The 18,335-nt window shown below is 59.2% G+C and carries 19 protein-coding genes; 12 read left to right on the forward strand and 7 right to left on the reverse strand.

Translation table 11 applies throughout. From position 1 onward, the window contains the following. The first annotated feature begins 149 nt into the window (after window positions 1-149). The 6 genes from CFB02_RS12130 (at window position 150) to CFB02_RS12155 (ending at window position 6,351) form a co-directional block, all read left to right on the forward strand. Window positions 150-1,925, forward strand: a complete 1,776-nt coding sequence (locus CFB02_RS12130; protein ID WP_088558180.1) for a chloride channel protein — start codon at window positions 150-152, stop codon at window positions 1,923-1,925. A 3-nt stretch (window positions 1,926-1,928) separates the two neighbouring features. Next, window positions 1,929-2,351 (forward strand): protoporphyrinogen oxidase HemJ, encoded by a 423-nt coding sequence (gene hemJ, locus CFB02_RS12135; protein ID WP_088558181.1) that lies wholly within the window; start codon window positions 1,929-1,931, stop codon window positions 2,349-2,351. A 41-nt stretch (window positions 2,352-2,392) separates the two neighbouring features. Beyond that, window positions 2,393-3,151: a bifunctional hydroxymethylpyrimidine kinase/phosphomethylpyrimidine kinase gene (gene thiD, locus CFB02_RS12140; RefSeq protein ID WP_081449807.1), complete on the forward strand. Its 759-nt coding sequence runs from the start codon at window positions 2,393-2,395 to the stop codon at window positions 3,149-3,151. Continuing rightward, window positions 3,148-3,807, forward strand: a complete 660-nt coding sequence (gene thiE / locus CFB02_RS12145; protein WP_088558182.1) for a thiamine phosphate synthase — start codon at window positions 3,148-3,150, stop codon at window positions 3,805-3,807. Before thiD ends, thiE begins: the two co-directional genes overlap by 4 nt. Before the next feature lie 15 nt (window positions 3,808-3,822). Continuing rightward, window positions 3,823-5,103, forward strand: a complete 1,281-nt coding sequence (gene hemL / locus CFB02_RS12150) for a glutamate-1-semialdehyde 2,1-aminomutase (protein WP_088558183.1) — start codon at window positions 3,823-3,825, stop codon at window positions 5,101-5,103. 327 nt (window positions 5,104-5,430) lie between these two features. Then, a complete protein-coding gene (locus CFB02_RS12155) occupies window positions 5,431-6,351 on the forward strand; it encodes a lipase family alpha/beta hydrolase (RefSeq protein ID WP_088558184.1) in 921 nt (306 codons plus the stop codon). A 34-nt stretch (window positions 6,352-6,385) separates the two neighbouring features. On the opposite strand, the gene CFB02_RS12160 is transcribed toward CFB02_RS12155, so the two are convergent. Genes CFB02_RS12160 through CFB02_RS12175 form a run of 4 tightly spaced genes read right to left on the reverse strand, consistent with a single transcriptional unit; the run spans window position 6,386 to window position 9,432 of the window. Further along, window positions 6,386-7,708, reverse strand: a complete 1,323-nt coding sequence (locus CFB02_RS12160; protein ID WP_088558185.1) for a tetratricopeptide repeat protein — start codon at window positions 7,706-7,708, stop codon at window positions 6,386-6,388. Between the two features lie 53 nt (window positions 7,709-7,761). Beyond that, on the reverse strand, window positions 7,762-8,145 hold the full coding sequence (locus CFB02_RS12165) for a hypothetical protein (protein ID WP_227519201.1): 384 nt from the start codon (window positions 8,143-8,145) through the stop codon (window positions 7,762-7,764). Then, window positions 8,142-8,840, reverse strand: coding sequence for an anti-sigma factor family protein (locus CFB02_RS12170; RefSeq protein WP_227519202.1), 699 nt, complete (start codon window positions 8,838-8,840; stop codon window positions 8,142-8,144). Before CFB02_RS12170 ends, CFB02_RS12165 begins: the two co-directional genes overlap by 4 nt. A gap of 4 nt (window positions 8,841-8,844) precedes the next feature. Next, entirely contained in the window at window positions 8,845-9,432 is a 588-nt protein-coding gene (locus tag CFB02_RS12175; protein ID WP_172835822.1) for an RNA polymerase sigma factor, read from the reverse strand. Window positions 9,433-9,656: 224 nt separating this feature from the next. On the opposite strand from CFB02_RS12175, the gene CFB02_RS12180 reads away from it, so the two are divergent. Beyond that, window positions 9,657-10,598 carry a DUF4382 domain-containing protein gene (locus CFB02_RS12180; protein WP_088558187.1) on the forward strand — a complete coding sequence of 314 codons (942 nt, stop codon included), beginning with the start codon at window positions 9,657-9,659 and terminating at the stop codon, window positions 10,596-10,598. Between the two features lie 59 nt (window positions 10,599-10,657). Here CFB02_RS12180 and CFB02_RS12185 read toward each other — a convergent pair whose 3' ends face one another. Both CFB02_RS12185 and mrcB read right to left on the reverse strand, forming a co-directional pair. Then, window positions 10,658-11,239, reverse strand: a complete 582-nt coding sequence (locus CFB02_RS12185; protein WP_088558188.1) for a tetratricopeptide repeat protein — start codon at window positions 11,237-11,239, stop codon at window positions 10,658-10,660. After that, window positions 11,236-13,566: a penicillin-binding protein 1B gene (gene mrcB / locus CFB02_RS12190; protein ID WP_088559239.1), complete on the reverse strand. Its 2,331-nt coding sequence runs from the start codon at window positions 13,564-13,566 to the stop codon at window positions 11,236-11,238. The genes CFB02_RS12185 and mrcB overlap by 4 nt, the downstream gene beginning before the upstream one ends. Before the next feature lie 157 nt (window positions 13,567-13,723). Between mrcB and CFB02_RS12195 the strand changes: the two genes are divergently transcribed. The 3 genes from CFB02_RS12195 to CFB02_RS12205 are packed head-to-tail and all read left to right on the forward strand — an operon-like array spanning window position 13,724 to window position 16,051. Further along, window positions 13,724-15,274 (forward strand): AAA family ATPase, encoded by a 1,551-nt coding sequence (locus CFB02_RS12195; RefSeq protein WP_413772096.1) that lies wholly within the window; start codon window positions 13,724-13,726, stop codon window positions 15,272-15,274. A gap of 40 nt (window positions 15,275-15,314) precedes the next feature. Then, the gene (locus CFB02_RS12200) at window positions 15,315-15,683 is read left to right on the forward strand and encodes a pentapeptide repeat-containing protein (RefSeq protein ID WP_088558190.1); all 369 of its coding nucleotides are present in this window, start codon (window positions 15,315-15,317) and stop codon (window positions 15,681-15,683) included. Continuing rightward, window positions 15,680-16,051 carry a Rieske (2Fe-2S) protein gene (locus CFB02_RS12205; RefSeq protein WP_088558191.1) on the forward strand — a complete coding sequence of 124 codons (372 nt, stop codon included), beginning with the start codon at window positions 15,680-15,682 and terminating at the stop codon, window positions 16,049-16,051. Before CFB02_RS12200 ends, CFB02_RS12205 begins: the two co-directional genes overlap by 4 nt. Here the strand turns inward: CFB02_RS12205 and sfsA are convergent. Then, entirely contained in the window at window positions 16,035-16,766 is a 732-nt protein-coding gene (sfsA, locus tag CFB02_RS12210; protein WP_088558192.1) for a DNA/RNA nuclease SfsA, read from the reverse strand. The two genes, CFB02_RS12205 and sfsA, sit on opposite strands and share 17 nt — an antisense overlap. 179 nt (window positions 16,767-16,945) lie before the next feature. Between sfsA and dksA the strand changes: the two genes are divergently transcribed. Further along, complete coding sequence (gene dksA, locus CFB02_RS12215) at window positions 16,946-17,386, forward strand: RNA polymerase-binding protein DksA (protein ID WP_008173182.1); 441 nt, start codon at window positions 16,946-16,948, stop codon at window positions 17,384-17,386. A 61-nt stretch (window positions 17,387-17,447) separates the two neighbouring features. Then, window positions 17,448-18,320, forward strand: a complete 873-nt coding sequence (gene gluQRS / locus CFB02_RS12220) for a tRNA glutamyl-Q(34) synthetase GluQRS (protein ID WP_088558193.1) — start codon at window positions 17,448-17,450, stop codon at window positions 18,318-18,320. Window positions 18,321-18,335: the final 15 nt, after the last annotated feature.

The following is an 18,335-nucleotide window of genomic DNA, read 5'->3' on the forward strand; positions in this document are numbered from 1 at the left end:
TCTCCAGCGACTTCGTATCAGAATTAAGAGCTTTAACGTCGTAGTCTACCATGATAAACCAATGACTTATTGCAGCCCTCAGGGCGACCGTTACAATGTTGTCAGAATCCTTCTGGCAGACCATTCAAATCCACCGGAACTCTGGCCTCATGCAGAAAATCTGGCACCAGATTACCGAGCATCTGATTCCTGTTTTCCGGCGCAGACTCTCCGGTGTTGATGCTTTGCCGCAACTGGCCGTGCTCGGCCTGCTGTCCGGCTTGATAACCGGGGGCGTGATCCTGGTTTTTCGGCTGGCTATCGAATGGCCGCTTGAGCATTTCCTGCCCGGGGATGGCTCCGAATCCTTCGAACAATTGGACCTGCTTACCCGCGGACTCCTGCCCCTGGCTGGCGCCCTCGGTCTGGGGCTGCTGATGCATCGTCTGGCCACCCATGACCGCAAGGTCGGAATTGTGCACGTAATGGAGCGCCTGAATTACCACCAGGGCTACATTTCCATGCGCAGCGCGATCGTGCAGTTCATCTCGGGGGTTGCCACCGTGGTCAGTGGTCAGTCGGCCGGTCGTGAAGGGCCTGCCGTGCATCTGGGAGCGGCCTTTTCCAGCCTGATGGGCCAGTGGATGCGGCTTCCGAACAACAGCATCCGGACACTGGTGGCCTGCGGTTGTGCGGCCGCCATTTCAGCCTCTTTCAACACACCGATCTCCGGCGTCATCTTCGCCATGGAAGTGGTGATGATGGAATACACCATTGCGGGTTTTACACCGATCATCCTGGCCGCTGTCAGCGCTGCCATTGTTACCCAGGCGATCTATGGCACGGAGCCGGCCTTCAGCGTGCCGGCGCTGACCATGAACTCGTTAACGGAAATCCCCTGGATACTCGCCATAGCGGTGATTATCGGCATTTCGGCCGCGCTGTTTATCCAGCTGGTTGACACAATGGGCAAGCATCACCACCGCCCAGTTCTGTTGCGCATCACGTTTGCGGGTCTTTTGATGGTGCCATTCGCCATTTTTATTCCGGAAACCATGGGTATCGGTTACGACACCGTCAACGAAACCATCAACGGCGAACTCGGGTTCTGGCTGCTGCTCGGAGCCGGCGCCGCCAAACTGGTGATTACATCGCTCTCCATAGGGCTGGGCATGCCAAGTGGCGTGATCGGCCCCACCCTGTTTATGGGGGCAACCCTGGGCGGCGCCATGGGGCTGATTGGCGCCCAGATCATGCCGGAGCATGCTTCCTCTGTTGGTTTCTACGCCATGCTCGGCATGGGAGCCATGATGGGCGCCGTACTACAGGCGCCACTCGCGGCGCTCATGGCATTGATGGAGCTCACTCGAAACCCCAACATCATCCTACCGGGCATGCTGATCATCACCACCTCAAGCCTGGTCACCAGCGAGGCTTTCGGGAAGAAGTCACTGTTCCTGACCATTCTCAAGAACCAGGGGCTTAGCTATCAGAATTCCCCGGTGATTCAGGCGCTGCGCCGGGTATCGGTTGGCGCAATCATGGATCGCAGCATATTGCGCACCGAACGGCACCTGACAGTGGAAGAAGCGCGGAAAGTACTGAAATCCGAGCCAAAGTGGCTGGTGGTTGAGGGCAGCAGCGGGCCGACCGCCTTGTTGCCGGCCGTGGATCTCGCCAGATATCTGGAGGACACCGAGAAGCTGGTGTCCGGGGAAGAGATCGAACCGCCGGAGTCCATTGACCTGATGGACATACCTGCGAACCGTCGCGACGTGGCCCCTGTGCAATATCAGGCCACCCTGGAGGAGGCATTAAACGAGTTCGATGCAACCAATGCCGAGGCCCTCTACGTACAACGTCACGTTGCGCCAATGATCCAGCGGGTTTACGGCGTGGTGCTGAAAGCCGATATAGAGAGTTACTACCAATACCGACGGAGCTGACGAATGCTGTGGGTGAAAGCCTTCCATATTATTTCACTGGTGTGCTGGTTTGCCGGCATTTTCTATCTGCCCAGACTGTTCGTCTACCACGCGGCCTGCGAGGACGAGCCCGGTCGTGAGCGTTTCAAGATCATGGAACGCAAGCTTTACCGTGGCATTACCACCCCCTCAATGGTCGCCACCGTTGTCTTCGGTGTCTGGCTGATCAGTTACAATGCCTCCGGCTATTTCAGCCAGGGCTGGATGCATGCCAAGCTGTTTCTGGTGGCCATTCTGATCATTTACCATTTTTACTGCGGGCACCTTGTAAAGGTCTTCCGAGACGATCGGAACACCAGAAGCCACGTGTTTTACCGGTGGTTCAACGAACTGCCGGTGCTGATTCTTCTGGCCGTTGTTATCCTGGCTGTCGTCAAACCGTTTTGAGGAGCTGAGTCATCAAACGCTATACCCGACCACAGGTTCTGATTCTTTCCGGCCTTGATCCGTCCGGCGGCGCCGGCATTCAGGCCGACATCCAGGCCGTCACCTCCCTTGGCTGTCATCCCTTGCCGGTTCTTACCTGCCTCACGGTGCAGGACACCCGTAACGTATATGGTGCCGAGCCCGTATCGGCTGACCTGATTCGAAAGCAACTCCAGTGTCTCGCCGATGATTCCCCGATTCACGCCATCAAAACCGGTGCCCTGGGCAATGCTGCAGTGGTGGATGTGCTCGTGGATTTCATCCGTGAACATCCGGGCATTCCCGTGATTACCGACCCGGTGATCAAGGCCGCAGGGGGCGGTGATCTGGCCGACGACGAACTGGTCAGCGCCATGAAGGAGAAGCTCTTTCCCGTGGCCGAAATGATCACGCCCAACGGCGTCGAACTGGCCATGCTCGGCAACAGTGAAGACGCCGATCAGGCTGCCGACAATCTGCTAAAGGGCGGCTGCGAATCCGTGCTGGCCACCGGTGGACACGGCACCGGCATTCACATTATCAACACGCTCTATAACCACGCCCCTGAGCCCATGCGCTGGGAAATTGAACGAATCGGCGGCGAGTACCACGGCACCGGCTGTACCCTGGCAGCGGCCATTTCTGCCGGCAGGGCCTCCGGGTTGTCTCCCCGCGCCGCCATTTCCCAGGCCCAGAACTACGTTCATCGCGCCATACTCCACGCCCTGGAAGTCGGTAAAGGCCAGCCGGTCCCGGATCGAGGTATTCTGTGGGAGCGATGAGTAAAGGGCTGCGCCCGGGGCTCTACGCCATTACCGACAGCGTACTGACACCACCCGAAACACTGTTCGAATCGGTTGAGGCTGCGCTTCGGGGCGGCGCGGTCATGGTACAATACCGCGAAAAGAGCGTGCCGATGGCTGAACGGATTTCCCAGGCGGTCAGTTTGCAGGCTGTATGCCGAAATGCGGGCGTTCCGTTGCTGATCAATGACGATCCCGATCTCGCAAAACGGGTCGGGGCTGCCGGCGTACACATGGGTCAGACGGACGGCTCAGTGGCAGCGGCCCGCCGCCTTCTCGGTGATGAGGCCATAATCGGCATAACCTGTCACGCCGATCTCGCACTTGCAAAGGCTGCTCTGGGGGCGGGCGCGGACTATCTGGCGTTCGGGCGATTTTATACGTCGTCGACCAAACCCGGCGCCCCGGCAGCGCCTCCCGATGTTCTGACCGACGCGAAGCCTTTCGGCCTCCCGATCACCGCCATCGGCGGGGTAACCACAGACAACGGCGAACCTCTTATCCGTGCAGGGGCCGACATGCTCGCCGTAGTAGGCGGCCTTTTTGGCGGCGACACAAATGACATTGAGCTGCGAGCCAAAGCGTTTGAGCGCCTGTTCGCAAGCCATCACCCACTTTTTTCATTTCCGGAATAATAGGAGCCCAGATCCATGACGCACTCCGAAACCCTGTTCGAGCAGGCCCAGAAATACATCCCCGGTGGCGTAAATTCTCCGGTCCGGGCCTTTCGAGGCGTTGGCGGCACGCCGATCTTCTTCAAGCACGCCCAGGGCGCCTATCTTTACGACGAAGACGATCAGCGCTACATCGATTACATCGGTTCCTGGGGCCCCATGATTCTTGGCCACGGTGACCAGCGTATCAAGGATGCCCTGCATGCGCAGGTCGATCTGGGCATTGGCTATGGCGCCCCCACGGCCCTCGAAACCGAGATGGCCAAGAAAGTCTGCGAACTCGTGCCATCCATCGAACTGGTCCGCATGGTGAATTCGGGTACCGAGGCCACCATGAGCACTGTCCGTCTGGCGAGGGGCTACACCGGTCGTGACAAGATCGTGAAGTTCGAGGGCTGCTACCATGGCCACGTGGATTCACTGCTGGTCAAAGCTGGCTCCGGCGCCCTCACCCTGGGCGTACCAAACTCCCCGGGCATCCCCGCCAGCCTGGCCGAGCACACCATCACGCTGACCTACAACGACATGGACAGCGTTCGGGAATGCTTCCGGGAAATGGGCGATCAGATCGCCGCCATTATCGTTGAGCCGATCGCTGGTAATATGAACTGTATCCCGCCGGTCCCCGGCTTCCTTGAGGGGTTGCGGGAAGTGTGCGACGAGCACGGCACCGTTCTGATCTTCGACGAAGTAATGACCGGGTTCCGGGTTTCCCTCGGCGGCGCGCAGGGGCTGTATGGCGTAACCCCGGACCTCACCGCACTGGGCAAGGTGATTGGTGGCGGGCTTCCGGTCGGCGCCTTTGGCGGCAAACGGGAAATCATGGAACACATCTCACCGCTGGGACCGGTTTACCAGGCAGGCACCCTGAGCGGTAACCCCCTGGCCATGTGCGCCGGCCTGACGACCCTGAACGCAATCTCCGAACCGGGTTTCCACGACCGGCTGACCGAGAAAACCAATGCCGTTCGCGACGGCCTGAAAGAAGCCGCTGACGCCACTGGCATCCCGTTGACGGTCCAGAGTGCCGGGGCCATGTTCGGATTCTTCTTCACCGAGGAAAGCTCTGTTACCCGCTTTGACCAGGTAATGGGCTGTGATGTCGAACGCTTCAAGAAGTTCTTCCAGGGCATGCTTAAAGAAGGCGTATATCTGGCACCATCCGCCTTTGAGGCAGGCTTTACGACAGCGGCACTGTCCGAACAGGACATCGCCGATACGGTAGCGGCGGCCAAAAAGGTCATGGCCACGCTCTGATATTTCCGCTGTCCCCATCGCTGCCCCGCAGGTCGAAACATGTCCTGCGGGGCCACCGATGTGACGGGCATCACAGTTTCACGGCGAACACCCCTGCCTGGCCTCTTGTGCCGTTGACTTACCACTCCGCCTGATCAAATCTTGATCTAATCTCTACCGAGATGCTCTGACGGCACCAATCTAACAAACACAATAATCAAGTCAGCGCACGGAAGCACTCGGTCTGCCTACAGGCAGATGCAGTACGAGCAGGAAGTCTCTGGAGCAACCCGTTAGGTTGAGCCGCAGTTTGAATAACAAACACAACATCAAACTGTAGGAACGACAATGAAACTCTGGATCCAAGCAATGGCCCTGGCCCTGACTGTGGCCTGGTCGGCCCCCTCCGCCGCCTGGTGGTGGAACTCTACCCCTTCAAACTATACGGATACTCGCTACCCGGTTGTACTGGTGCATGGCATGTTCGGCTTTGATTCCATTGCCGGCGTGGACTACTGGTACGGCGTCGCCGAGGATCTCCGCAAATACGGCGCCGATGTCTACACCACTCAGGTGCCCGCCCTGGACAGCACCATTGCTCGCGGCGAAGCGCTGCTGCCGCAGGTGCAGGCCATAGCCGCGGTGCACGGCAAGGTCAATCTGATTGGCCACAGTCACGGGGGGCCCACGGCCCGTTACATCGCCAGGGTGCGGCCGGATCTGGTCGCCTCAGTGACGTCCGTCGGCTCGCCCCATAAAGGCTCGCCGGTCGCAGACCTAATCTACGGCTCTCCCGCGGAAAGCCTTGCCGCCAACCTGGGTAATGCATTGGGTGGGCTGATCGATTTGCTCTCCGGCGGCGGCTACAACCAGGACCTGCGCTCCAGCCTGGAATCCCTCACCACACAGGGCAGCGCCGAATTCAACAACTTTGCCCCTGCCGGCATTCCAACCACCGCTTGCGGTGAAGGCGCCTACTCGGCTAACGGCGTACGCTTCTACTCCTGGGGTGGCACTGGTGTTCTGACCAACGTACTGGATCCGTCCGACGCGTTGTTGGGCACCACCAGCCTCGCTTTCGGCTTCAGCCAGAACGACGGTCTGGTAGGCCGCTGCAGCAGCCGGTTTGGCAAGGTTATACGCGACAACTATTTCATGAACCACCTGGACGAGGTGAATCAGGCGTTGGGCCTGCATAGCCTCTTCGAAACTGATCCAAAAGCGGTTTTCAAGCAACACGCCAACCGCCTGAGAAACGCAGGACTGTAACGGGTAGCCGGTCTTCTGGCTTTGCCTTGCAGAGCTAGAAGGCCCCTTCCAGGGTCAACATCAGCGTCTGGCGCTGATAATCATACTGCGACAGGCTGCTTCTGTTGTCCCGAACCAGCCACTCCCCCCGGACCAGCCAAAGGTTGTCCAGGGACTTCTCCGCCAGCAACCCGATCTCCAGACGGTTATCCTCCCTGAGGCCGCTCTCGCCGGTCGCATTGACCAACTGGTGGGCATCCCGGTATCGACTGTGGCGAACCGAGCCGGTTGTTCCGAGAGTCAGGTCAGGCTGCCAGCGGTAGCGACCGTCAATTTCCAGTGTGTGGTGGGTAGGTGAGACACTGACAAATTCATCGGCTGTTCGCAGATCCCGCCGATCATTGATTTCCAGTGAGTATTCGCCGTCCAATCGCCAGGGTCCCAGGTACTTCCGCGCATGAGAGCGTGCCCGATACCACTGGCCGTCATAGGCCTCGAAGCCTGAACCACCATTTACAGTTGCCGCTGCCAGGGATATTCCACACTGGTCAGGGGCTAGTGGTAGCGGACACTCCCCCCAACGCTGAAAGCCCTCGATGCCGTATCGGGTCTCAAGAGATTCGCTGTCAAACCAGGATTTCGCCAACGACACCAGCGCTCCTCGCTCACCCGCAGCCAGGCTCTGAGACCAGCCCAAGCCTCCCTGCAAGACCTGGGTATCGTATTCCTCATCGGATGGGTGTTCGCGGGAATAGGCGGCCACATCGAGTGTGATTCTTGAGCGGGTGTCGACTGGTCGCTCGTATGTTCCCGCAGCCAGTGCTTCAAGGAAGCCCCCACCCTCACTGGACGCCGTATCCTCGGGCAGGCCAGCAATGTTGGAATCGTAACCGCCAGAGATACCCAGATAGCCACGAATGGAGGGCTGGCTGGCCGATGGCGGAATATCGCCATCGAACTTATCCAGCTGAGCCCGGGCCAAAGTCCGGATTTTGTCCGGAGCGCTCTCAGCGGAGGCCTGCTCGAACCATTGCCGCGCTTCGACTGGCGCCCCGCGTGCAAGCGCAACCAGACCAAGGTTATAGCGCGCCAGGGCGCCGTTCGCGCCGTCCAGCAATGCACGAAAAGCAGATTCAGCGGCGACATAATCACCCAGCTGATACGAGACAACGCCAAGATTGTAGAGAAGAGAGGGGGATACCAGGCCAGCATCAACAGCGCTCTGGAAGCGCCGTTTCGCAGCGTTCAGCTCGCCTGCTTCATAGGCTTCAACGCCGGCCCGGAAATCCTCCATGCCGGCTTCCGAATCAGCCGCCTTAATAAGGGACGTGGGCAGCAACGATACAATCAGGAACAGGGCGCGCCAAAATACCAGCAAACAGGTCTCTCCGGGTTAATCCACGCAGGGGAGGCCCGGTTACGTACCCGGCTTCAGCGATCCAGTCCTGGTGCATCCGGCAGTTCTGGGCGTTCTGGGCGCTCTGGGCGCTCCGGCCGCTCTGGCTTACCCTTGATCAGTTCTCGGGATTGCCTGGCCTTTTCGGACATGGACTCACCGAACTCGCGCCCCCTTTCTCGGGCTTCACTCGCCGCATCCAGACCCCGGGAGCCAGATTTGCCTGGATTTTCGGGTCTTTCGATAGCGCGGGGCAACTCGATTTCCCGCACCACAGAATCGGTGAGCTCTGCGTCGTCAGTCACCATGCGCATGGTAACATCCAGACCCTCGTTGGCCAGCGCTGTTGCCGGTATGAAGAATCCGACCATCAGAAATCCGACCAGCCTGGCGCTCAATGCAAGTCTCTCTCTGATCATGATTCTGGTCCCTCGACGGTCTTCTGTGGGTATTCTGGAATCGGGGCACGGAACGTTTTATGGCGATCTCCGGTGTCCAGTCGAGCCACCAGCTCTCCAGAGCCCGGGAAAAGCAGGTTCAACGGCAACGACAGCACGTTCTCGCCCGCATCAAGGCTAACCTGCCAGCTAAGCTCTCGCTGCCCCGGCCAGGAGGCCACCTCCACATTGGGCGGGAGTTCCAGAGTCAGCGTGACATTCTCCAGGGCTTCACCGGAATGGAAGGCAAGACGCACAGTTCTCTCAACCGGGTGGGCAATCCCGGTTGCCAACCCTTCAGCGGCATTCTCCGACAACGCAACGGTCGGGTCTGCATCATCCGTAACAATACCCGGCGTTGAAAAGACACCAAGACCAATACCCAGCGCCAGGGCCGCCGCAATGGCACCACCCAGAGCCCCGTGGCTCCATCCGGACTGCGGACTGCCCGCGCCCAGGGCCGAACTCAGAACACGATTCTGAAAATCAGGGGAAGGCGCGGGGACGCTGAACTGCTCCTGCAACGCCCGGTTAAGAGCACGCTCAGAAGCAAACCACTTACTGCACGCCGGGCAGCCAGCAATATGCTCCTGCACCCGATCACGGGCGGGGGCGGAAAGCTCATTGTTAATGTAGGCGGGCAGATCCACCCGGATTTCGTTGCAGGACATTGTCATCACCTCATCCCCCCACACGTCCAGCCGGCTCGGTTGGTTCCAGCTCCCGCTGCAATTTCTTTCGCAGGGCCGCCCGGCACCTGTGTAAGCGCGATTTCACAGTCCCCAGCGGGATATCCAGCACCTCCGCAATGTCCTCCTGACGCCAACCGTCCACATCATGAAGAAACAAAAGGGTCCGCTGATCGGGCGTCAAGGTCATCATCACCCGGTCCAATGCCGGTCCCAGGCGCGAGTGTTCGAGCTGCAGATCCGGGCCAACACTGTCGGATTCGAGGCTGTCCAGCCAATCGGCCTGGCTTTCACTGCCGACCAGCTCCGTCAACGGACGGTCACTCTGCCGGTTCTTACGCCGCACCTGATCAATAAACTGCCTGTAGAGCACCCGATTCAGCCAGGGCCTTAGCTGGTCAACGCTTTCCAGCTCATCAAGCTTTGGGAATAGCTTGACCACGACATCCTGAACCAGATCCTCAGCATCCTGTTGCTGACCCGCCAGACGGTAAGCAAACCGGTACATCGCATCCAGATGGGGCCGCACCAGAGCGTCAAAACGCCGGGACTTCGAGGGCTTGAAAGGAAAAATTGCCAAAGCCGTTGTTTACCTGCGTGGGTTCATGCCAGCGGCGCAGTCTATCTCAAGTCGCCGAGCCGATGCATTGGCCGAGTCCCCGATCTGCCGATTCAACGGTTGCCCAGACATTAGGGAACGTTAACAAAATTTCCGGAACTCTGCCCTCCCCCGCAGCGTGATGGTGGAGTCAGGTAGCGATGTTGCTTCGCTATGATTCCAGCAAATAAACCTTGGAGGTTTATATGAAACGTTCGCTACAACTTCTTGCCATTTCGACTCTCGCTGCGGGCATCGCGGCCTGTGGTGGCAGTGGCGGCGACAGTGACAGCTCAGCCTCTTCAGGGACGGGCACGGTGTCCTTCGGCATTACCGACGCCCCGGCCATGGACCTGAGCAATGTCACCATTGCGTTCGCCGAAATTCGCCTGAAACCCGAGAACGGTCCGTGGGTGGAGTTTACTCTCGCGGGATTCGAACAGGTAAACCTGCTGGATCTCCAGGGTGGCCTGAGCGAACCACTGATTACCGACGAGGAGGTTCCTGCCGGCACCTACACCGAACTGCGCCTGATTGTCGACACGGATAACTCGTTTGTGAGGCGCGAATCTACAGGCGACAGCGAGTACTCACTGGCAGTTCCGTCTGGCGAGCAAAGTGGCCTCAAGCTTAAGGGTGAATTCCTGGTGGCCGCAGACACAACCACCAACTTCACCATCGACTTTGACGTGCGCAAGTCCATCGTCGACCCTCAGGGTAACGCCCTGGCTAACTATATGCTGAAACCGTCCCTGAGACTGGTTAACAATCTCCAGGTTGGGTTTATCAGTGGCCAGGTAGATTTTGCCCAGATAAGTTCGACCCGCATGGCGGATGAAAGTCTGGCGGACTGTCAGTACACCGGTGCTGTTTACGTCTTTTACGGTGAGAATGCCGAAACATCGGATCTGAACGTCAACAATGAGGAAGGCAATCCCCTGATGATTGTACCTGTTGAGCTCGACGATGAATCAAGCCTCTCCAGCTACACAGCGGCATTCCTTCCAGAGGGTAACTACACCATCAGTTACAGCTGCCAGGAAGATAACAACGAGCAGGATGATAACCTCGAATTCGAGGGAACACAGAGCCTTGAAGTTGTTGCCAACCAGACAACCGAAGCCGAGCTGATTCCACTCGTCGAATAAACCTTTGACCTGACAGGCGGTCGCAAAGTGAAAGGGGCCGCCTGCCAGGCATAAGGGAGTTACAGTGCGGCGGCCCTCGCCTCCGCCTGATCCGCACCCGCCACATTACCTCGAGCCCGGCGAATATCCGCCAGCAGAAGCCAGCCTGCTCGCTGAAGCCGTGTATCAGTGCCCGCCAGCGACAACCCCTTCAAAGTGAACTGCTCTGCAGAGCCCAACTGATTGCCCGCCACGTAGGCTTCGGACAGCTTGAAATACACCTCGGCAGATCGGGGGGCGATCCGCTGCGCGCGCTCCAGGCGTGCAATAGCGCCAGGCACATTGCCTTGCGCCAACAGCTGATCGGCCTCACGCACCAGGCTGAGCGCCGCCGGTGAGAGCCCATCCCCGGTTTCCCGATAGCTAGGGGAGCTGGAACGGGCCGGTTCCCGGGTTTCCGGAGCCGCCTCTGGCTGTTCGCTCTTGCGCCACACGGGGGCTTCGCTTTCTTCGCTATCAGTACTGGTTCTGGGTGGTTCCGGCGCCTTGGCCGGCTCACTGCCGATCGGCACGTAGATTCCGCCTCCTGGCCCGGAAGCACAACCGGCCACGGACAGCAGCGTGGCGATCAGGGCAGTCCTTAACGAAAGTCGGTCAATCATTGAAACAGTCCTTCAAACCAACCCCGGATTCGACGTTCCAGAGTTCCGGAGCATGAAATTGTCTGCGTGGGTTCACTGCCAGCAATGTAGGGCAGCAGACGGGAATTGTCGCAGTATTCGTCTGTGAGTGCCTGCCGCTCCGAATTCACCCAGTGATAACTGACCCCGTCGGGTACCACCGGCGAGAAGCCGTGCTGGGGAACCTGAGCCATAAACCTCGACCACACCGGCAGAGCGCCACTGGCCCCGGTCAGTGAAGTTGGCCCGTTATCATCCCGCCCAACCCAGGCCACCGCAAGCAGGTCACCACTGAACCCGGCAAACCAGGAGTCCCGGCCATCATCGGTGGTGCCGGTCTTGCCGGCAAGACTGAGCTCTTCAGGCACGGTGTAATAGGCAGAGCGTCCTGTCCCCTCCTGCATGGTTTCCTGCATGGCGTATTGCACCAGGTGCACGGCGGCGGGATCGGCCACTTGCTCAACCTCAAGACTGTATCGGGATAGCGCCTCACCGCCGGCGTCCGTGACTTCACGGATCGTGCGCAGCGGCGTATTGAAGCCGGACGTCGCCAGCCCCTGATAGATCTGCGCCACGGTCACCGGGCTCATGGAAACCGAGCCCAGAAGCATCGACGGGTAACGGGAAATCGGGGTGTCGACGCCGAACGCTGTCAGCGTCTCCTGCACCCGATCCACTCCGATATCCAGCCCGACACGCACGGCAGGCAGGTTGTAAGAGTGGGACAGGGCCTTGTGCAGGGGTACTTCGCCCCGCTCCTCGCCATCGTAGTTCTTGGGCTGCCAGCGTTTGCCATCGTCGAATTCCAGGGTAAAGCTCTTATCCAGCACCGGTGTGGTCAGGGTATACCTCTCCGGCTCCTGCAACGCCGACAGATAGATAAACGGCTTGATCAACGACCCGATGGGACGGTTGGCATCCAGTGCCCGGTTGAATCCAGCAAATTGCGGGTCCCGGCCACCAACAAGCGCCAGCACTTCCCCGGAATCCTTCGCAGTGACTACCAGGGTGGCTTCCAGCGCCTCGGCATTCTGCCCACCGCCCAACCTCGGGAGGGTATCGGTTACCGCATACTCTGCCGCGTACTGAATCGCCGGGTTCAGGGTCGTGAAAATCCGCAAACCTTCACTGCGCAGATCCTCTTCCTTGTAATCGCGGGCAAGGTGTCGCCGGACCAGATCGATATAGGCCGGGTACCGATTTTCCGAATACGACGGGCGCTCACTGACGCCCAGCGGCAATCCACGAGCCCTGGACGCGCGCCCCGGCTCAATGAGGCCGGCCTGTTCCATTTCAGAAATCACCAGATTCCGCCGCTCGGTTGCGCGCTCCGGGTGGCGGCGCGGATTGTAGTAACTGGGGCCTTTGACCATGCCCACCAGCAACGCGATCTGGTGCACATCCAGATCCTTGAGGGATTCGCCAAAATAGAACTGGCTGGCAAGACCGAAACCATGAATGCTGCGCGTACCGGCTTGTCCGAGGTAGACCTCGTTCAGATAGGTTTCGAGGATATCGTCTTTTTCATAGTGCAACTCCAGGAGCACCGACATCAGGGCTTCGTTGGCCTTTCTCACCAGCGTCTGCTCTCGAGTCAGGAAGAAGTTTTTCACCAATTGTTGGGTCAGCGTGCTGCCACCCTGAACGATGCGCCCGGCCTGGATGTTGGCAAGCATGGCCCGGCCAATAGAAAGTGGCGCGATGCCGAAATGGTCGTAGAAATTACGATCCTCCACCGCCATCAGAGTGGTGGGCAACAGGGCCGGCACTTCATCCAGCTGAACCAGCACCCGGTCCTCCTTGTGCGCCGGGTAGATGCCGCCAATCTGCGCCGGCTCAAGCCGCACAATCGGGGCATTATCGCCTTCAATCACCGAAAAGCCCTGAACCCGATCGCCAGATATCATCAATGAGATCCTGCGCCTGGGTTCATCGCCGTCCGGGAAGGAAAAGCCCCGGGTACTGATCACAAAGCGATTGCCCGTGCGCTGGTAACTGCCGGATTTCCTGCCGTCACCCTTACGGAAACCGGAGAGGCTCAGTTCCCTCTCCAGGGCACCGGCACTGACGCTGGCGCCATCGAAAAGCTCCAGAGGGCGCGCGTAAACCCGGGACGGAACCTCGAAACGCCGGCCCTCGAAACGGGAGGTCACCACGGCATCGAGGTAAACCATCCAGCCAGCCAGCAAAACGAGACCGATGGCACATAACCGGAACATAAAACGCCAGAACCACGGCCGGCGACCGTTGTTGGAGGAACGTCGGGAGGGCTTTCGCCTGGGGGTGGAGGATGCTTTGGATTTTTTCATGCCGCGATTATAACGAAGGGAGCGGTGAGGAAGGCAGGCCATCCGTGTGTTATTTCTGTAATCTGCCCGTTATGATAGAGCAAGAAAAATCAATAGGTTCAGGGAACGCGAGGAGAGCACGGTGAGTGAGACATCCCCAGGCAATCTGATTCTGGCCATGCAGAATCCAGACCTGTACGACCATCCTGTCGATGGTTTCCAGGTTATCGAAACTCACATCTCACAGGTGGTTCTGACCGGTGACTACGCCTACAAGATCAAGAAGCCGATGGATTTCGGCTTCCTGAACTTCTCCACCCTCGATCGCCGAAAGCATTTCTGCGAGGAGGAGCTCAGGCTCAATCGGCGACTGGCCGACAAACTGTATCTGGAGGTGGTACCCATCACCGGCACGCCCGACAACCCCATCCTCGGTGGGGAGGGAGAAGCCTTCGAATACGCGATCAAAATGCGTCAGTTCGGCCAGGAGCATCTCTTCGATCGCCTGCAGGAACAGGGAAAGCTGACGCCCGAACCACTCACGGACCTGGCCCGTCAGGTCGCTGCCTTCCATGAGCAGCTACCGCCTGTGCCGGACGACAAGCCGCTTGGCACTCCGGAAGCCGTGTTCGCTGCCATGCAGGAAAATTTTGACCAGATCCGGCCGATGATTGACGATTCGGATCTGCTCATGCAGCTGGACAACCTCCAGGCCTGGACCGAATCCACCTTCGAACGCCACCGGGAGTTGATTGCCCGTCGTCGCGACAGCGGAATGGTGCGGGAATGCCATGGCGACCTCCATCTCGCCAATATCACCCGCTTCGAGGATGAGGTAACGGTTTTCGACTGCATTGAATTCAACGAACCGTTCCGCTGGATCGATGTGATCAACGATCTCGCGTTCCTGTTGATGGATCTGGAGTCCCGTGGGGAAAGCGCCCTTGCCAACCAGGTGCTCAATACGTACCTGGAATACCGCGACGACTTCGAAGCCCTGCCCTTGTTGCCGCTTTATAAGGCATACCGGGCTATGGTGCGCGCCAAGATTGCCCTGTTTACCATGGGAAACCCGGGGCTCACTGATGCTGAAAAAGCCGACCTGATGCAGCGCTATCGAGCCTACGCCCAGTTGGCCGAGGATTACGGCACTATTCCGAATCACTATCTGCTGGCAACCACCGGGCTGTCCGCCAGCGGCAAGACCTGCGTCAGCGCCGCCATGGCCAATGAACTGGGGCTGATACGCCTGCGCTCCGATGTCGAACGCAAGCGCCTGCACGGACTGGCACCCCTGGAGAGCTCCCGCTCACCGACCGGTGGCAATCTGTACACCGAGGAAGCGACAGAGAAAACCTATCAGCGGCTGGCAGAGCTTGCCAGTCACGTTCTGGCCGCCGGTTTCCCGGTGATTGTGGACGCCGCCAGCCTGAAACAGAAAGAGCGGGCCCTGCTGGCATCGATAGCCGAAGATCAGGGTGTGCCCTTTGCCCTGATCCATTGCGAGGCGCCGGAAGATCTGCGCCGGGAGTGGATCCGCAATCGCAAGGGCGATGCCTCCGAGGCAACCGAGGAATTGCTGGACGCCCAGCAAACCTGGTTTGAACCGTTAACCGTGGAAGAGAAGAGCCACACCATCCACCTGCACACTGACCAGGAGCATGTGGCAGAGGCGGTGGCCGACCGTATCCGCCAACACCTGGGCATCCCCGGCGGAAAGGCCGACTAAGAACAACAACTGGCTCCCACTGGCGAGCGCGAGGTTCGATATGGACGATAAAAGCGAACACGAAGTACATCAGATCAGTCACCCGCTCTACGATATTCTTCGTAGCGAGGACATGCAGGCGTTCAATGCTGAAAAGGCAAAGCTTGCAGAGTTCCCCAGTTTCGCCCATGGCGATTTCCGGGGTCTGGATCTCAGGGGAATGGATGCCAAGGGGCTGGATTTCCGCCACGCCTACTTCCGGGGCGCCGACCTGCGAGGTGTCGACTTCTCGAAATCCCGAATGGAAGGCTCCAGTATTGCCAGCGCCAAGATTTCCGGCTGCTATTTTCCGCATCGCCTGGACGCCGATGAGGTCGTCATGTCCCTGAATCACGGGACCCGCATGCGATACACAATCTTGCCGAAATGAGCAGCGTCCCGCATACCTGGCAGCCCGTCTGTCCAGCCTCTGAGCTGGCATTGGGCCAATTCGTGGAATTCCGGCTCCGGGAGAAGGCCCGGGAGCCGGCAGGCATGCCGCTGACCGGGTTCCTGTTTCTGGATGGTGGCACGCCCCGCGCCTACCTGAACATCTGTCCGCATCTGGGCGTTGAACTGAACTGGATGCCCGGCCGGTTCATGGATTCCGACAACCTGTTTATCCAGTGTTCCACCCACGGCGCCCTGTTCAAGCCCTCAGACGGCGAATGCATTGCCGGGCCCTGCCAGGGCGATGCGCTCGCCCAGCTGGACCTGCGGGAGCGGGACGGCCAGATTGAGGTCAGACTTCCAGAATAACGGGCACCGATTCGGTCAGGGTCAACACACCTGTTGGCGTGCCGTCGCTCTCGCTCAGATCGGCACGATAGGCAATCACTTCCACGCCAGCATCGCAGGCCTCCCGCAGCAACTCACCGTATTTTCGATCAATATGGTCCGCCGGGCGAACGGTTTGAATGCCGGTGTGATTCACCACGAAAAACAGCACTGCGCGATCGCCCTGCTCAACCTGGGCAATCAGCTCCCGCAGATGCTTCTGGCCGCGCTCGGTCACCGCATCGGGGAAAAAACCCTGAGCATCTTCCGCCAGCGTGACATTCTTGACCTCCACCCAGGCATCGGCCGCGGTGTCATGGCCGGAAAGCAGCAGGTCGATCCGGCTTTTCTCCGAACCATACTTAACCTCGGCGCGGCACTCGGAATAGCCGGCCAGCTCCGCCACGGTGCCGGCCTGCACAGCCGCCCGGGCCTGGCTGTTCGGCCGGGCGGTGTTCACACAGGCCAGTTGCCCGGGCGAGGTTTCCACCAACTCCCAGGTGTACTGGAGTTTGCGCTTGGGGTTATCGCTATAGCTAAGCCAGACTCGGGCATCCTCCGGCTGACAGCCCAGCATGGAGCCGGTGTTCGGACAATGGGCCGTAATTTCTGAACCATCCGGCAGCCGCACGTCTGCCAGAAAGCGTTTGTAGCGGCGGATAAGCCGGCCTTCAACCAGCGGTTCTGGAAACTTCATGTGATCTCCGTACAAAAGTCGATGTCACAAGGCTGGCACCCCCGTGACTAATCTGCTATTTTCCGCAAATTCCCGTTTCAGGACGAATGCTTCATCCAGGGTATAACCGCGCAGCCACGGGGGCTCACGCGGAGGGAAGCAAACCGTTCTTGTGAAGTACAAACAAGAGGCCGGGTTCAATGGCAACTACTGCAGAACAACCACGCGAACGTTTTACCAACTTCACCCCCTATGAAATGAAGAAGGGTGAAGAGTACATGAGTGCGGAAATGCTCCAGCACTTCAAGGATCTGCTGCTGCAATGGAAGCAGGAGCTGATGGAAGAAGTCGACCGCACCATGCACCACATGCAGGAAGACGCCGCAAATTACGCGGATCCCAGCGATCGCGCAACCCAGGAGGAAGAATTCAGCCTGGAGCTGCGTACCCGCGACCGCGAGCGGAAGCTGATCAAGAAGATTGACCAGACCATCGACCGCATCGACAAAGACGACTATGGCTTCTGCGATCAGTGTGGCGTGGAAATCGGTATCCGCCGTCTGGAAGCTCGACCAACAGCCACCCTGTGCATCGACTGCAAGACACTGGCCGAGATTCGCGAACGCCAGACCGGCATCTGAGCCTACTACGCAACAGCTGCCGGTTGGGGCTTTTCTCAGCCCCGCCGGCTGACTTACCGCCATGAACAACCCTCATTACCGGGGCCGGTTTGCGCCCTCTCCGACAGGCCCGCTGCATTTTGGCTCCCTCGTTACCGCACTTGCCAGCTTTCTGGAAGCCCGCAGCCAGGGCGGCCAGTGGTTTATCCGCATTGAAGACCTGGACCCTCTGAGAGAGCCGCCGGAAGCGACCGGCCAGATCATTGCCAGCCTTGACGCCCACGGGCTGTTTCCCGACGAGCCGGTACGCTTTCAATCCAGACGTCACGACGCCTATCAGCACGCCATTAACCGGCTGCTTGAAAGCGGCTACGCGTATCGTTGCCAGTGCTCGCGCAAGGAATTGCAGGCCAATGAGGGGCGCCACCCGAACCAGTGTCGCACTCGCACAGAAATCGACGGTGACCGGCCATTCGCGATCCGCTTTGCCCTCGAAGACGAAGACTGCCACTGGCACGACCAGCTGCTGGGGCCACAACACCAGACGGTGCAAGCAGAGCTTGACGATCCGGTCATCCTCCGCAAGGAGGGGTTCTACGCCTATCAGTTGGCGGTGGTGGTCGATGACATTGATCAGGGCATCACGGACGTGGTGCGTGGCTCGGATCTGCTGGACATGACGGCGCAGCAGCAACAGATTTATCGGGCCCTGGGAGCTCTTCCTCCACGCTGGCTTCACATCCCGGTCATACTCAATGAGCAGGGTCAGAAACTGAGCAAGCAGACCCATGCGCCAGCTCTTGATGATAACAAGCCTGTCGACAACCTGTTCATGGCGCTCGTTGCCCTTGGCCAGAACCCGCCTGCCAACCTGGCCAGCGGTTCGCTGGATTCGCTGCTGGAGTGGGGCCGGAGTAACTGGCGACGGGGCGCCATCCACCTGACATCCCAGTGAGGGACATGGTATAAA

Source organism: Marinobacter sp. es.042 (assembly GCF_900188315.1).
Lineage (GTDB): Bacteria > Pseudomonadota > Gammaproteobacteria > Pseudomonadales > Oleiphilaceae > Marinobacter.

What these genes read in the sequence shown, in the direction of transcription:
- CFB02_RS12130 (WP_088558180.1), top strand. Translation starts at nt 150, where the DNA reads ATGCAGAAAATCTGGCACCAGATTACCGAGCATCTGATTCCTGTTTTC.
- hemJ (WP_088558181.1), top strand. Translation starts at nt 1,929, where the DNA reads ATGCTGTGGGTGAAAGCCTTCCATATTATTTCACTGGTGTGCTGGTTT.
- thiE (WP_088558182.1), top strand. Translation starts at nt 3,148, where the DNA reads ATGAGTAAAGGGCTGCGCCCGGGGCTCTACGCCATTACCGACAGCGTA.
- hemL (WP_088558183.1), top strand. Translation starts at nt 3,823, where the DNA reads ATGACGCACTCCGAAACCCTGTTCGAGCAGGCCCAGAAATACATCCCC.
- CFB02_RS12155 (WP_088558184.1), top strand. Translation starts at nt 5,431, where the DNA reads ATGAAACTCTGGATCCAAGCAATGGCCCTGGCCCTGACTGTGGCCTGG.
- CFB02_RS12165 (WP_227519201.1), bottom strand. Translation starts at nt 8,145, where the DNA reads ATGATCAGAGAGAGACTTGCATTGAGCGCCAGGCTGGTCGGATTTCTG.
- CFB02_RS12170 (WP_227519202.1), bottom strand. Translation starts at nt 8,840, where the DNA reads ATGACAATGTCCTGCAACGAAATCCGGGTGGATCTGCCCGCCTACATT.
- CFB02_RS12180 (WP_088558187.1), top strand. Translation starts at nt 9,657, where the DNA reads ATGAAACGTTCGCTACAACTTCTTGCCATTTCGACTCTCGCTGCGGGC.
- CFB02_RS12185 (WP_088558188.1), bottom strand. Translation starts at nt 11,239, where the DNA reads ATGATTGACCGACTTTCGTTAAGGACTGCCCTGATCGCCACGCTGCTG.
- mrcB (WP_088559239.1), bottom strand. Translation starts at nt 13,566, where the DNA reads ATGAAAAAATCCAAAGCATCCTCCACCCCCAGGCGAAAGCCCTCCCGA.
- CFB02_RS12195 (WP_413772096.1), top strand. Translation starts at nt 13,724, where the DNA reads ATGCAGAATCCAGACCTGTACGACCATCCTGTCGATGGTTTCCAGGTT.
- CFB02_RS12200 (WP_088558190.1), top strand. Translation starts at nt 15,315, where the DNA reads ATGGACGATAAAAGCGAACACGAAGTACATCAGATCAGTCACCCGCTC.
- CFB02_RS12205 (WP_088558191.1), top strand. Translation starts at nt 15,680, where the DNA reads ATGAGCAGCGTCCCGCATACCTGGCAGCCCGTCTGTCCAGCCTCTGAG.
- sfsA (WP_088558192.1), bottom strand. Translation starts at nt 16,766, where the DNA reads ATGAAGTTTCCAGAACCGCTGGTTGAAGGCCGGCTTATCCGCCGCTAC.
- dksA (WP_008173182.1), top strand. Translation starts at nt 16,946, where the DNA reads ATGGCAACTACTGCAGAACAACCACGCGAACGTTTTACCAACTTCACC.
- gluQRS (WP_088558193.1), top strand. Translation starts at nt 17,448, where the DNA reads ATGAACAACCCTCATTACCGGGGCCGGTTTGCGCCCTCTCCGACAGGC.